Here is a 14,309-nt window from a genome sequence, read left to right on the forward strand (position 1 = left end):
GATCATTACCTAATAAAAAAACCGCCTCATGAAGGCGGTTTTATTTATCAATCAAACTGAAGCTTAATATTACGCTTGCTGTTTTTGTAGCTCAGCTTCTTTCGCTTCGTCTTCGATTAGAGAATCAACGATGACTGCACATGCTGCATCACCAGTGATGTTTAGAGCAGTACGGATCATGTCGAAGATACGGTCTAGAGCGAACAACAGAGGTAGACCTTCAATAGGGATACCAGCTGCTAGAAGAACCGCAACCACTAGGAAAGAAGGACCTGGAACACCTGCTTGACCAACTGCGCCTAGAGTCGACGTTACGATGATAGCAACGTAAGCACCCATAGAAAGGTCGATGTTGAACAGCTGTGCGAAGAAGATAGCAACTAGGCCGTAGTAAATTGCGTTACCAGACATGTTGATCGTCGCACCAAGAGGCAGAACGAATGAAGCCGTAGAGTTACGAACGCCAAGTTCTTTCTCTACCGTTTCCATTGTTACTGGCAGTGTCGCCATTGAAGATGCTGTTGATAGTGCAACCGCTTGAGGCTTCTTCATCGCCACTAGGAACTTCTTCGCAGAAGTCTTAGTGAAGATTTGAATCATTAGCGGGTAAGCAACAAAGCCGAAGATTAGAATCGCAGCGATGTAAACAACGAACAGTTTGAACACAACCATAAGTGCGCCAAAACCGAATGTACCCACAGCTTCTGCCATTAGGCCGAATACGCCAAGTGGTGCAATGATCATAACCTTGTTGATCATCCAAACCATAGCGTCAACAATCGCGTTTACGCCATTGATGATAGGGTCACGTTTCTCTTTCGCTTGTTTAGAAATCGCAATACCGAAGAATAAGCAGAAGACTAGAATTTGCAGAATGTTTGCTTCATTCAGTGATTGGAAAACGTTGGTCGGGATCATACCCGTGATGGTTGCCCAGAACGTTGGAAGTTCGCCTTTCGCAGCGTATTCAGAAGAGAACATGCCTTCAACGCCAGAAACATCGATACCACGACCCGGTTCGAATATTTCACCCATTACTAGCGCTAGTGCTACAGCAAGTGCAGACGTTAGTGCAAAGTAACCTAGAGTGGTCACGCCCACTTTACCTGCTGATGAGCTGTTGCCTAGACCAGCAGCACCTGAAATTAGGGCAACCGCGACTAGAGGGATAACCAGCATCTTGATCAAATTGATGAAGATAGCACCCAGTGGAGCGAACATAGTTGCGCTGTCACCCATCATCGCACCGACTAGGGTACCGATGATCATTGCAATAACGACTTGAACGCCGATGTTGCTTAGTAAACTCTTTTCTTTTAACACTTCCATAACCTCTGTGCTACTAAATATAAAAATCCCAGAACTACTCACCAATGTACGATGTACCATTGGATTAATATTTCGCGAGAAGTTTTACACGTATCTTTTACATTTATCAATATGAGCAGAGATGAAAGAACACCAAAAAGCAGTAATCAAATGTCATTTGATGATTTTTCACACTAAAGCAAACGTTTGCTTTTTGGTTTGTCATTATTTTTATAAATGGTGGTGATGTTTTGGTGGGGTATTATAGGTGTGCTACAGGTTTGTATGAGGTGTTGTTTTTATCAGAAATTTAACAATTGAGAGGGTTTGGACGTGTTCTCGGAGAAAAACTCCCACAGCGCAAATTATCGCACTAGTGGGAGCCTATTTATTATTTTTGCGTTGCCGCTTTCATTGGCGTAACAAACTCAGCAAGTGCTTTAAGCATTGCTTCTGGTTGTTCAACGTTGTTTTCAATGATTTTCACAACCGCAGAGCCAGAGATAGCACCAGCAGCGCCAGCTTCGATGGCTTCTTTTACTTGCTCAGGAGCAGAGATACCGAAACCAAGCAGTGCTGGTGGCGCATCAAACTTGTTCAAACGGTCAAGTAGGGCTGTCACAGGCATGTTTGCTTTGGTTTCTGCACCCGTTACGCCAGCACGAGAAAGTAGGTAAGTGTAACCACCACCTAGCTCAGAAACCGATTGAAGCGTCTCATCACTTGCTGTTGGTGGAGCAATAAAGATTGGGTGAATACCAAACTTCTTAGCTGCAGCAACAAACTCGCCACTCTCGTTGGTTGGTACATCAGCAATCAATACTGAATCGATACCTGCATTAGCACAACGCTCGTAGAAGTTCTCGATACCACGTGCGTACACCAAGTTTGCGTACATCAGTAGGCCGATTGGTAGCTCTGGGTATTTAGCACGAATTTGACCAATAAGATCAAAACACACATCTGGCGTGACTTTAGAATCTAACGCACGAATGTTTGCACCTTGGATTGTCGGGCCATCTGCAAGCGGATCTGAGAATGGAATACCAAGTTCAAGTGCATCAGCACCCGCTTCAACGAGTGTTTCCATGATCTTAAGAGACTGCTGAGGGTTAGGATCGCCAACCGTTACGAATGGTACAAATGCGCCCTGATTCTTTTCAGCTAAGCGAGTGAAGAGTGATTGATAGCGATCCATTATAATGCTCCTTTCTCTTTAAGAATGTCGTGTACAGAGAAGATGTCTTTATCACCACGACCAGATAGATTAACCACTAATAGCTGTTCTTTCTCTGGGTCATCGTGAGCCATTTTAACAGCATGAGCCAAAGCATGAGATGACTCTAGCGCTGCGATAATACCTTCTTTACGTGCAATCAATTGGAACGCTTCTAGCGCTTCGTCGTCGGTCACGTTGTCGTATTCAGCACGGCCAATAGCATTTAGGTGCGCGTGTTGAGGACCAACTGATGGGAAGTCTAGACCCGCAGATACAGAGTAAGACTCTTCTACTTGGCCGTTCTCATCTTGCATCAGTGGCGCTTTCATGCCGAAGAAGATACCGGTTTTACCGTGCTTAAGCGGCGCGCCGTGTTGGTCGGTATCAATACCTTTACCAGCCGGCTCTACACCGATTAGGCGAACAGTTTCTTCTTCAATGAAATCCGCAAACATACCGATAGCGTTCGAACCACCGCCGACACAAGCGATAACCGCATCAGGAAGGCGACCTTCACGAGCTAGAATTTGGTTCTTCGTTTCTTCACCAATCATGCGTTGGAAATCACGAACAATCGTTGGGAATGGGTGAGGACCCGCTGCAGTACCCAATAGGTAATGCGCGTCTTCATAAGTTGCAGACCAGTCACGTAGTGCTTCGTTACACGCATCTTTTAGCGTTGAAGAGCCAGAATGAACAGGGATAACCTCTGCGCCCATTAGCTTCATACGGAACACGTTCGGGCTTTGACGTTCAACGTCTTTTGCACCCATGTAAACACGACACCTAAGACCTAGTAGAGCACACGCTAGAGCCGTTGCCACACCGTGTTGGCCTGCGCCAGTTTCAGCGATGATTTCCTGCTTACCCATACGTTTTGCTAGCAATGCTTGACCAAGAACTTGGTTTGTCTTGTGAGCACCGCCGTGAAGTAGATCTTCACGCTTTAGGTACAGTTTTGTTTTTGTACCTTTTGTTAGGTTACGTGCTAGCGTTAGTGCCGTTGGACGACCAGCGTACTCTTGAAGAAGCGTCATGAATTCGCTGCGGAACTCAGGATCGGCTTGTGCATCGATAAATGCTTGTTCAAGTTGGTCTAGTGCTGGCACTAGGATCTGCGGTACGTATTGACCACCGTATTCACCAAAGTAGGCATCGAGTTTAGCCATTGTGTTATTCCTTCAATTCTACTGATGTGTATTCACACCAAGTCATTTAATCTTGTTTGAGCTTCGCAAAAGGCAAAGCTCACAAATATGTTTTTAGTTTCTGCTTTCTAATTTCTAGCGCCGAGCTTGGACTAGTAATTACGAATCGCAGCAAAAGCACGTTGCAGTTTGTCTGCGTCTTTTTTGCCTGGAGCAGATTCAACACCAGAGTTTAGGTCTAATCCTAAGCAACCCAACTTAGCCGCTTGGTTAGCATTTTCTGGGGTTAGACCACCCGCCAACATGATTGCGCTTTGGTTGTTGATTAGGTTCCAATCGAACACTTGGCCTGTGCCACCAGTTTGAGAACCCACTTTAGTATCTAGCAGGTGACGAGTCACGTTGCTTTCCAGTAATTCTGGTAGCGAGCTTTTAGCACCGGAAGCAGCACCAGAAGCAACACCGTAAGCTTTCCAAATCTCAACGCTTTCAGGTAGTGACTGTTTTAGCTCATCGACAAACGCTTGAGACTCATCACCGTGCAATTGCACAGCGAACAGGCCTAGCTCAGAAACCGTTTTCGCAACGTCAGTAACGCTGTGGTTTTGGAACACACCCACGTAGTTCAAAGGTGCGCCGCTCATAGTCAAACGAGCCGCTTCGATATCCACATGACGCTTAGATGCTTCAACGAATATCAGACCACCGAATACCGCACCAGCTTGATAAGCCTTTGCTGCATCGTCAGAGTGAGTTAAACCACACACCTTGTTTTCACCCAGTGTTACTTTGCGTACCGCAAGCTCGAGGTTCTTCTCTGCCATTAGAGAGCTACCGATTAGGAAGCCATCTGCAAACGTTGAAAGGTCACGAACTTGTTGATGTGTGTAGATGCCAGACTCTGAAATCAAAACTGCGTTTGGAGCCAGTTCGCGAATCAGCGGCGCCAACTCTTTAGTACGGTTCAAATCAGTCGAAAGGTCACGAAGATTACGGTTGTTAATGCCGATCACCTTAGCGTTTAGAGCGACTGCACGGTGAAGCTCTTCTTCGTTGCTGACTTCGGTCAATACACCCATGTTGAGTGAGTGAGCGACTTCCGCCAGCGCTTTGTACTCTTCGTCATCTAATACCGATAGCATTAGCAAGATAGCATCAGCTGAGTAATGACGAGCTAGATACACTTGGTAGGTATCAACCATGAAGTCTTTACACAGGATAGGCTGCTTAGCAATGCTGCGAACTTTAGGTAAAAACTCAAAGTCACCTTGGAAGTACTTCTCGTCTGTCAGCACAGAAATCGCGTTTGCGTGGTTGTTGTAAACAGAAGCAATGTAGTCGAGGTCAAACTCGTCACGGATTAAACCTTTTGACGGAGAGGCCTTTTTACATTCAGTGATGAAAACCGTTTGTTCTCCGCTCAGAGCGTCATAAAAGCTGCGGTCTGTTGCAGTTAGTGACGCTTTAAACTCGTCTAATGGTTGAGTCTGCTTACGTGCTTCAACCCATTGGTATTTATCACGAACGATTTTTGCTAATACTTCCGCCATTTCAGCTTCTTTGACTGAAACGTGGGTCGACAGTTTATCGGTAGTCTGTGTCATGTTCTTTGTCTCAATTCGTCGTTCGTTAGGCGTGTGCAGCAAGCTTATGTACAAGCTCGTACGCTTTGCCAGAGTTCATCGCGTCAATCGCTTGCTGAGCGTTGGCTTTTAGGTCTTCGTGACCAAATAGACGCATCAGCAGAGCTACGTTGACTGCCACTGCGCCAACTTGAGCATCAGTGCCTTTACCCGTCAGGATATCAGTTGTGATGGCTTTGTTCTCTTCTGGCTCGCCGCCCTTAATCGCTTCAAGAGGGTGAGTGTTCAAACCAAAGTCAGCCGGAGTCACTGTGTACTCGTGAATCTTGCCATCTTTAATCTCAGCAACGATAGTCTCGCCGTGAATCGCTACTTCATCTAGGCCGCTACCGTGCACAACAGCTGCACGCTTCATGCCCATTTGCAGCATGGTTTCTGCGATAGGGCGTACCAGCTCTTTGCTGTAAACACCCATTAGCTCGATGTTAGGGCGAGCAGGGTTAATCAGTGGGCCAAGAATATTGAAGATAGTGCGCGTTTTCATTGTTTGACGAACCGGCATCGCGTGACGTACACCAACGTGATATTGCGGAGCAAATAGGAATGCTACGCCAAGTTCATCAACAGCCGTACGTGTGTCTTCAGCTGTCATCGCTAGGTTGATACCGAACGAATCCAGTAAGTCAGAAGAGCCTGATTTGCTCGATACGCTGCGGTTACCGTGCTTCGCGACTTTTAAGCCACACGCTGCGGCAACAAATGCAGAAGTCGTCGAGATATTGATGGTGTTGTGACCGTCGCCACCTGTACCTACGATGTCTGCGAAATCGTAATCAGGGCGCGGGAACGGGTTTGCATTCGCAAGTAGTGCTTTTGCTGCGCCTGCAATTTCATCGGGCGTTTCGCCTTTGATTTTCAGTGCAGTTAGCGCAGAAGCCATCAAGATTGGGTCTAGTTCACCCTTGATGATCACATCAAATAACTGTTGGCTTTCTTCTTGAGTAAGAGACTGCTGTTCGTAAAGTTTATTAATCTGTTCCATGATCGTTTCCTATATCGTCTTTTTCTCAAGAGCCCATTCGATAGCGTTTGCTAGAAGCGTTGCACCGTAGGTCGTCATAATTGATTCAGGGTGGAATTGGAATCCACACACCTTGTCTTGTTCTTGAACCACAGACATCACCAAATCATCTACTTCAGCGGTCACTGTTAGGCTATCAGATACATGCGTTGCCACTAAAGAGTGGTAGCGAGCGATAGCCAATGGCGAAGGTAAGCCTTGGTAAGTCGCATGGTTTTGGTGTTCCATCATCGACACCTTACCATGAATGATTTCGCCAGCGCCTGCAACGGTGCCGCCATAGGCTTCAACAATCGCTTGGTGGCCTAAGCAAATACCAATCATTGGCACTTTACCTTTTAGAAGCTGAATCAGCTCTGGCATACAGCCCGCATCTGCTGGAGCGCCAGGGCCTGGTGAAAGCAGTGCAACAGGGTTGTCTAGTTCGTTGATCGCCGCTTCAACTACTTTTGCAGGAATGTTGTTACGGTAAATTTTTACGCTGTGACCTAATGAACGAAATTGGTCTACAAGGTTGTAAGTGAACGAGTCGAAGTTATCGATGAATACAATATCAGCCATGATTACGACTCCTTCTTATTTGTTAGGTTCTTAGTATGAGCTGTTTGAATCGCTGAGATAACCGCTTGTGCTTTGCCGCGAGTTTCATCGGCTTCTGCTTGTGGGTCTGAATCGAATACCACACCAGCGCCAGCTTGTACTTGTGCTACGCCATCTTCAACGTAAGCAGAGCGAATTACGATACAAGTATCTAGAGTCCCTTCACCGGTTAGATAACCGACTGCACCACCGTAGCTACCACGACGCGTTTTTTCTACGTCACGAATAAGCTGCATTGCGCGGATTTTTGGTGCGCCCGTTAGCGTACCCATGTTCATACAAGCTTGGTAAGCGTGTAGAGCATCTAAGTCTTCACGGAGCTGACCAACAACACGAGAAACTAAGTGCATTACATGGCTGTAGCGGTCAACTTTTAGCAAGTCTGCTACGTGGCGAGTGCCAGCTTCGGCAATACGCGCAACATCGTTACGTGCTAGGTCGACTAGCATCATGTGCTCGGCGTTTTCTTTCTTGTCGGTACGCAGTTCAAGCTCGATACGGCTGTCTAGGTCGAAATCGATTTGACCGTCAGGGCGCTTACCACGACGACGAGTACCAGCAATAGGGTAGATCTCAATTTGGTTGGTTTCTGTCTCGTATTTCAGCGCGCTTTCTGGAGATGCACCGAACAGAGTAAACAGCTCGTCTTGCATGTAGAACATGTAAGGGCTTGGGTTGCTTTGTTTGAGTTCTTTATAAGCCGCCAGTGGGGCAGGGCAAGGTAGAGTGAAGCGGCGTGAAGGTACCACTTGGAATACATCGCCTTTAACTACGTACTCTTTTAAATCACGAACCGTTTGGCAGAAGTCTTCATCTGAAACGCTAGGTACAGCTTCAACGTTGTCTAACGGCGTTACTTCAGTGATGGCTTTCAGGGACTGACACTGAGTTTGAATGTCGGCTAGACGGTCAGTCAATTGCGCTTTGATGCTGTCATCTTGAGCAAATAAGCTCGCGTGAAGTAGGCCTTCGTTCTCTTGGTGATCGAAACGCAATAGTGTTTCAGCTACGTAGAATACAAAGTCAGGACAATTGTTGGTTGCTTCAGCATCACCTAGTGGCTCAAAGTTTGCCACGATGTCGTAAGCGAATAAGCCCGCCATGAATAATGCGTGTTTGTTATCCGCGTCTTGCTCAAAGCTGTGCTGAACCAAACGCAGTGCATCGAATGAAGAGGCTTCTCTTAAACGTGAGTCTTCGTCTAATTCGTTGCTTGGTTCGATAAAAGTCAGCGTCAAAACGTTATCAGTAAGGTCAGATTTAATTTCTGCTTTCACGTTTTGAGTGAGATGTTCGATAAGCGCTTGACCGTTTTCAGTCAATGCTTGAAAGGTTACTTCATGTCCGCGACATACGATGCGAACAGCAGAGTCGATAAGGAGTAGGCTTGTCAGGTTCTGTTTAGATTCAATCTCGGCAGATTCCAACAAAAGACTATCAGTTTTGTTTTCACACAAAGTATGAAAAACGCTGGTTGGATCTTGCGAGTAAGGAACTGAGGAATTGATGACCTCAATGGTTCCCAGCTTTTTGATTTCAATGGCCTTGTTCACAAGACCTCCTTTATGATTCTTTAAATTTCCTGCCGTACATAGTCGCATAAAGATACCTTTCACCCAATCTAGAATATGGTCAATTCGATGATTTGTTAGTCAGTTGAATGTGAGATGTTCGACAAATTAAAAAGCCCGCTATTAAAGCGGGCTTAGTGATAACTTTTTTATAAACAAACTGTTTAATTAGAAGTACACGTTAGCCCACCAAGAACTTGTCCAAGTGCGCCACCAATTAAGCTCTGAACTTGCTTCTACTGAAGAAAGTTCTAAAACTTTATCTTTATGGTTTTGGTTAAATTCTTGTAACATGGTGAACCTATCAAATGTGATACTTCGTATTTGTGTACTAGTTAACTAGTTTTCTGCTTGCGGGTCAAGTGTGTTGACACAAATATAACGATAAAAATTGAAAACAATGAAAAAGAATATATGAGAATTGATCTACATAGTCATACAACAGCCTCAGATGGCCGACTTACTCCACCTGAGCTAATTGACCGAGCGCTTGGCTTTAACATCGAAGCGCTAGCGATTACAGATCATGACACGACTGATGGGCTTGCTGAAGCACGCAGCTACATTGCGGATAACAACCTTCCTATTCAGTTGATAAACGGCATTGAGATTTCGACTGTTTGGCAAAACAAAGATATCCATATTGTTGGGTTAAACGTTGATCCTGAGTCACCAGAACTCAAAGCGCTCATTGAACAACAGAAGCAACACCGTATTGGGCGTGCTGAGATGATCGCTCACCGTCTTGAGAAAGCGACTCGTGAAGGGGTGTTAGAAGAAGTTAAATTGATTGCGGGTGATGCACCAATCACTCGCGCTCACTTTGCTAAGTGGCTAGTCGACAATGGCTATGCGAAAACTATGCAGCAGGTGTTTAAAAAGTTTCTTACTCGTAATAACCCAGGTTATGTGCCGCCAACTTGGTGTTCAATGAGTGATGCTGTCACGGCTATTCATGCTGCTGGTGGACAAGCCGTACTCGCTCACCCTGGGCGATATGGACTTACAGCCAAGTGGGTTAAGCGCCTGCTAGCGGCATTTGTTGAAGCGAAAGGGGATGCGATGGAAGTAGCTCAACCTCAGCAAGCGCAACAAGAAAGACGCACACTCGCGGATTATGCTATACAATACAAACTATTAGCCTCCCAAGGCAGTGATTTCCATTACCCATCTCCGTGGATGGAACTTGGACGCAATCTCTGGCTACCTTCTGGGGTCGAAGAAGTATGGAAAGATTGGGAGTTTCAAACGGTTTCACCATCTGAATAGTCTTTAGGTGAGCCAGCTCCTTCTGATGATAGAGTCGAGAGATTCGATAACGAGGATCAACAATGAGCCAGTTTTTTTATGTACACCCAGATAACCCACAAGCACGCTTAATTACTCAAGCGGTTGCGATTATTCGCAATGGCGGCGTTGTGGTTTATCCAACAGATTCCGGTTATGCGCTGGGCTGTCAGCTTGAAAACAAACAAGCACTTGAACGTATCTGTAAAATTCGTCGCATCGATGACAAGCACAATTTCACCTTGTTATGCCGTGATCTTTCTGAGTTATCACTGTATGCACGCGTTGATAACGTGGCTTTCCGTCTGCTGAAAGCACACACGCCAGGTGCTTACACGTTTATCTTTAAAGCAACCAAAGAAGTGCCAAAGCGTTTGATGAACGCCAAGCGTAAAACGATTGGTATTCGTGTCCCAGACAACAAGATTGCACTCGACCTTTTGGAAGCGATGGGTGAACCATTAATGTCGACGTCTCTGATTCTGCCGGGTAACGAGACTACGGAGTCGGATCCAGAAGAAATTCGTGACAGCCTAGAACATGCGGTTGATGTCATTTTGAATGGCGGTTACTTAGGTGAGCAACCGACGACGGTTATTGACTTCAGTGACGATGATGCCGTGGTTCTACGTCGTGGTGCTGGCGATCCTGCGCCGTTTGAATAATCGCTTTACTGATTAACAGTCTGTAACGATACAGCAAACCTGCCACAGTAAATAACAAGTGCTTTTTGGCAGGTTATTTGCGATAATACGCGACCGCGATTTGGTCGCGAAAAATTCATTCGACGTCTGTGAAGACGACAATTAGGTAGAAAAGAGTAAATGAGCGAAAAATTACAGAAGGTTTTAGCGCGAGCTGGTCACGGTTCTCGTCGTGAACTAGAAGGTTTAATCAAATCTGGTCGTGTAAGTGTTAACGGTCAAGTTGCGAAACTGGGCGAGCGTCTTGAAGACGAGAACTCAGTGATCCGTATCGATGGCCATACTGTTTCAGGCAAGGCTTCTGAAGAAGTGGTTTGTCGTGTACTTGCTTACTACAAACCTGAAGGTGAGCTTTGTACTCGTCACGATCCTGAAGGCCGCCGTACTGTTTTCGATCGTCTACCTAAGATCCGTGGTTCTCGTTGGATTTCAGTTGGTCGTCTTGATGCAAACACATCAGGCCTTTTGCTTTTCACTACTGATGGTGAGCTTGCAAACCGTCTAATGCACCCAAGCCGTCAGGTTGAACGTGAGTACCTAGTACGTGTATTCGGTGAAGTGACTGAGCAGAAAGTTAAAAACGTTACTCGTGGCGTACAACTAGAAGACGGCATGGCTCGTTTTGAAGATGTGGTTTACGCTGGTGGTGAAGGTATGAACCATACTTTCTACGTAGCGATTAACGAAGGTCGTAACCGTGAAGTTCGTCGTCTTTGGGAATCTCAAGAAACGACAGTAAGCCGCCTGAAACGTGTACGTTACGGTGATATCTACCTTGATAAGAAACTGCCTCGTGGCGGTTGGAAAGAGCTAGATCTTCAAGAAGTTAACTACCTGCGTGAGCTTGTTGAGCTTAAGCCTGAGAAAGAGACACTGTTGGATCTTGATCCTTCAAACACTTCTCGTAAGCGTGAGCGTTCTCGTAGCCAAAAAATTCGTCGTGCTGTTAAACGTCACGAAGAGCGTGCAAACGCACCAAAAGGCCGTAGCAACCAAACTAAGCGTAAGAAGCCTGCAACTCGCGGTACTACAACACCTGATTCAGGTCGTAGCGCTCCAGCTGCAAACAAAGGCAAACCTCAGGCTAACAAAAGTAAGCCTAAACTGAACAACGGTCGTCCGGCTAAACCAGCTAAGCCAAGAACACGTCAGTAATTACGTAATTTATTGCGCGTAAAGCTTCATTAGCTAAAAGCACTGAATACTAAAAAACCTGCTCATTGAGCAGGTTTTTTTACGTCTAGAAGAAATAAAAGATTCGGGATGCGAGTAATCGAGTATCGAAAACATACTGCCATAATCGGCAGTAAGCATGCTCTTCGCATCTCGTATCTCGTTCTATTTACTTATGATTCGAGAAGTTATCGCCTTTCGCTAATCGGTCGTAAAGCACAACATTCACTGATGCCGCTAGATTCATACAGCCGTTGGTCGGAACGTAAATCGTCTCACGACAGAAATCTGTGATTTCTTTCTTTAGCGTGCCATCTTCTGGGCCAAAAATGTAAAACGCACGTGGTGGGTGCTTGTAATCAGGTAGAGGCTTAGCACCTTCAATCAGATCAACAGCAACCGGCACGCAGCCTACTGGAATAATATCTTTCAGCTCTTCAACACCAATCAAAGGCAGGGCTAAGTGCTTTTCTTTGGTATCGGTATGGAATTTTCGCGCATGGTCGTAGCGTGTGCCAGTGTAAAACACAGAGTTGGCGCCGTAGCAGCCAGCTGCTCGCATCACTGAGCCTACGTTTTCTGGCGTCTTTGGGTTAACTAGGCCAATGCAGGCATAGCCTTTTGATTGTGTGTCTGTTTTTGCTTTGGTCATAATCAGTGAATCTAACGTTGATGATGAAAGTGATGAATCACGATGGAAAATAGCGTGATAAAAATAGCCGAGCAATGGGCTCGGCTAACTTTTAACTCGCTTACATGAATACTTGTTTACTCATGCAGATGAGCGTCAACAGCGGTATTAGTCGCGTTTCCACAGCATGTGACAGAACTTATGTTCTGGATCACGGCTGATTAACATGCGAGCAAATACGTCGTCTAGAACGTCATCAGCTTCATTCACAAGACCAATGCGCACTTCAGCGTAGATCTCTTTGTCGACTTCAAAGCCAACATGTTCAACCCAATCATCGCCAGTTTCAACAAGCTCTGCTGCGCCACGATCTTCAAACTGAGCAGTGAAAAGAATCACGTCTGCAGGCTCTAGGTTGTCAGGTGCCATCTCTAGGAAGATGTCGTATGCAGTGTCAATTGCGTCGTCATAAGACATTAGGTCGTTAGCTTCGGTCATAATAAGTATCTTAGCTTGCGCGGTTCATGTATTTACGTTCAGCAGTGTTTACTACTACTTTGTCGCCAGTCGCGATGTATTCAGGTACTTGAATAGTAAGACCTGTAGAAAGACGAGCAGGCTTAGTACGAGCAGACGCTGATGCACCTTTGATTGAAGGATCAGTCTCTTCGATAACTAGTTCAACAGATGTTGGTAGCTCAAGCGTTGCAGCGTTGCCGTCGATAAGGATCGCGTACATGCCTTGAGTTTCTTCGTTGATGAACAGTAGTTCGTCTTCGATAGTCTCACCGTTGAAGATGAATTGTGTGTAATCTTCGTTGTCCATGAAGATGTACTCGTTGCCATCAACGTAAGAGAACATTACTGCACGCTTAGTTACGTCAATAGTTTCAACAATTTCGTCAGCCTTGTGGCGAACTTCAGTTTTAACGCCAGTTGCTACATCGTTACCACGGAAGCGGTAAATCTTTTGGCCGCCACGGCCGCCTGGTGTTGTTACTTCGATATCTTTAACGATCACTGTTTTGCTTTCTACTGTGATAGCAAAACCTTTTTTAATTTCACTTGCTCTAGGCATTTTGTGTTTGTCCTTAGTGGGTCTATCCGCTGATTATATCTCGGAGATGCTATAAATAGGAATAGCTTGAATCATAAAGTCACCTAGGCGATCATAGAGTTATAGTTAAATCATTATTTTATTTACCGAAACGACCTATGCAGCTACCCGTTATTGACCCAACACAGCCTTTTCAACCTGAATTTCAACCTGTGGTTAACGATCTGATTACCTTTCTAAAAGGTGGGTTAGGATCTAATCTGCACAGTATTTATATTTATGGCAGTGTGGCTCGTAAGCAAGCCGTCTTCGGTCGCTCCAATCTAGATGTGGTTGTGGTGACCCATCGACCGTTTCCTGACCAACGAACCACTTTGTTGAACACCATCAAATGGCGTTTCCAAAAGAGCTTCCCGCAGGTAACTCAAGTGGCGATAAAAACTACCTTAGTGAGTGAGATAGTCGATTTCGACAATATCTTCACTTGGGGTTTTATGCTCAAGCATTTAGCCGTGTGTGTGCATGGTGAAGACTTATCAGACTGCTATGGTGATTTTGAAACAAGTTGGGAAATTGCTAAGCACTGGAATATGGATGCGGAAAACTGGTTGGCGGTGTATCGCAACAAGATCGCACGAGCGACAACGCCAGAACAACAAGTCGCTGCGCAGGTGATTATTGCCAAGAAGCTTCTACGGGCGAGTTACTCACTGGTGATGTACCGCGATAAATATTGGTACGATGATCCTGTTGAATGTGGCCAACAGTTCTTGAAGTATCACCCAGATCGAGAAGTCGAAATCCAAAGGTTGGGCATTTTACTTTCTGGTCGACCAATCCCTAAACGTTCGGTGATCGGTATTCTTGATGGCTTTGGTGAGTGGTTGATTAAGCAGTATCAGAAAACCGAGTTCAGAATCGGATAGAGATTTATAACCGATCCATTG

The 14,309-nt window shown here is 45.6% G+C and carries 15 protein-coding genes and 1 other annotated feature; of the genes, 4 read left to right on the plus strand and 11 right to left on the minus strand.

What is annotated here, in order from left to right; translation table 11 throughout:
- Positions 1-69: 69 nt before the first annotated feature.
- The 8 genes from AB4274_RS01985 to AB4274_RS02020 all read right to left on the minus strand — a co-directional run bounded on the left by AB4274_RS01985 (position 70) and on the right by AB4274_RS02020 (position 8,804).
- Positions 70-1,389, minus strand: a complete 1,320-nt coding sequence (locus AB4274_RS01985) for a dicarboxylate/amino acid:cation symporter (protein WP_321163247.1) — start codon at positions 1,387-1,389, stop codon at positions 70-72.
- A gap of 310 nt (positions 1,390-1,699) precedes the next feature.
- A complete protein-coding gene (gene trpA, locus AB4274_RS01990; protein WP_017061501.1) occupies positions 1,700-2,506 on the minus strand; it encodes a tryptophan synthase subunit alpha in 807 nt (268 codons plus the stop codon).
- Entirely contained in the window at positions 2,506-3,696 is a 1,191-nt protein-coding gene (gene trpB / locus AB4274_RS01995; RefSeq protein WP_372110753.1) for a tryptophan synthase subunit beta, read from the minus strand. The genes trpA and trpB overlap by 1 nt, the downstream gene beginning before the upstream one ends.
- A 131-nt stretch (positions 3,697-3,827) precedes the next feature.
- Positions 3,828-5,279: a bifunctional indole-3-glycerol-phosphate synthase TrpC/phosphoribosylanthranilate isomerase TrpF gene (trpCF, locus tag AB4274_RS02000; protein ID WP_372110755.1), complete on the minus strand. Its 1,452-nt coding sequence runs from the start codon at positions 5,277-5,279 to the stop codon at positions 3,828-3,830.
- A 25-nt stretch (positions 5,280-5,304) separates the two neighbouring features.
- The gene (gene trpD, locus AB4274_RS02005; RefSeq protein ID WP_136977869.1) at positions 5,305-6,300 is read right to left on the minus strand and encodes an anthranilate phosphoribosyltransferase; all 996 of its coding nucleotides are present in this window, start codon (positions 6,298-6,300) and stop codon (positions 5,305-5,307) included.
- Between the two features lie 9 nt (positions 6,301-6,309).
- Positions 6,310-6,900 carry an aminodeoxychorismate/anthranilate synthase component II gene (locus AB4274_RS02010; RefSeq protein WP_010438041.1) on the minus strand — a complete coding sequence of 197 codons (591 nt, stop codon included), beginning with the start codon at positions 6,898-6,900 and terminating at the stop codon, positions 6,310-6,312.
- 2 nt (positions 6,901-6,902) lie between these two features.
- Positions 6,903-8,492 (minus strand): anthranilate synthase component 1, encoded by a 1,590-nt coding sequence (locus AB4274_RS02015; protein WP_372110758.1) that lies wholly within the window; start codon positions 8,490-8,492, stop codon positions 6,903-6,905.
- A 125-nt stretch (positions 8,493-8,617) separates the two neighbouring features.
- Positions 8,618-8,732: a sequence feature (Trp leader region), on the minus strand.
- Positions 8,679-8,804: a trp operon leader peptide gene (locus tag AB4274_RS02020; protein WP_009848753.1), complete on the minus strand. Its 126-nt coding sequence runs from the start codon at positions 8,802-8,804 to the stop codon at positions 8,679-8,681. Its footprint overlaps the feature before it by 54 nt.
- A 120-nt stretch (positions 8,805-8,924) precedes the next feature.
- Between AB4274_RS02020 and rnm the strand changes: the two genes are divergently transcribed.
- The 3 genes from rnm (at position 8,925) to rluB (ending at position 11,656) form a co-directional block, all read left to right on the plus strand.
- Complete coding sequence (rnm, locus tag AB4274_RS02025; protein WP_017061496.1) at positions 8,925-9,779, plus strand: RNase RNM; 855 nt, start codon at positions 8,925-8,927, stop codon at positions 9,777-9,779.
- A 62-nt stretch (positions 9,780-9,841) separates the two neighbouring features.
- On the plus strand, positions 9,842-10,462 hold the full coding sequence (locus AB4274_RS02030) for an L-threonylcarbamoyladenylate synthase (protein WP_009848751.1): 621 nt from the start codon (positions 9,842-9,844) through the stop codon (positions 10,460-10,462).
- Positions 10,463-10,621: 159 nt separating this feature from the next.
- Positions 10,622-11,656 (plus strand): 23S rRNA pseudouridine(2605) synthase RluB, encoded by a 1,035-nt coding sequence (gene rluB, locus AB4274_RS02035; RefSeq protein ID WP_017055112.1) that lies wholly within the window; start codon positions 10,622-10,624, stop codon positions 11,654-11,656.
- 187 nt (positions 11,657-11,843) lie between these two features.
- Here the strand turns inward: rluB and AB4274_RS02040 are convergent, their stop codons facing one another.
- The 3 genes from AB4274_RS02040 to yeiP form a co-directional block, all read right to left on the minus strand.
- The gene (locus tag AB4274_RS02040; RefSeq protein WP_017061495.1) at positions 11,844-12,326 is read right to left on the minus strand and encodes an RNA methyltransferase; all 483 of its coding nucleotides are present in this window, start codon (positions 12,324-12,326) and stop codon (positions 11,844-11,846) included.
- A gap of 147 nt (positions 12,327-12,473) precedes the next feature.
- On the minus strand, positions 12,474-12,803 hold the full coding sequence (locus AB4274_RS02045; RefSeq protein ID WP_004741258.1) for an HI1450 family dsDNA-mimic protein: 330 nt from the start codon (positions 12,801-12,803) through the stop codon (positions 12,474-12,476).
- A 10-nt stretch (positions 12,804-12,813) separates the two neighbouring features.
- Positions 12,814-13,383, minus strand: a complete 570-nt coding sequence (yeiP, locus tag AB4274_RS02050) for an elongation factor P-like protein YeiP (RefSeq protein ID WP_017055115.1) — start codon at positions 13,381-13,383, stop codon at positions 12,814-12,816.
- 137 nt (positions 13,384-13,520) lie between these two features.
- Here yeiP and AB4274_RS02055 point away from each other — a divergent pair, with 137 nt between their 5' ends.
- Entirely contained in the window at positions 13,521-14,288 is a 768-nt protein-coding gene (locus AB4274_RS02055) for a hypothetical protein (RefSeq protein WP_017061494.1), read from the plus strand.
- Positions 14,289-14,309 lie beyond the last annotated feature (21 nt).

Source organism: Vibrio sp. 10N.261.55.A10, assembly GCF_041470825.1.
In the GTDB taxonomy this organism is placed as follows: domain Bacteria; phylum Pseudomonadota; class Gammaproteobacteria; order Enterobacterales; family Vibrionaceae; genus Vibrio; species Vibrio crassostreae_C.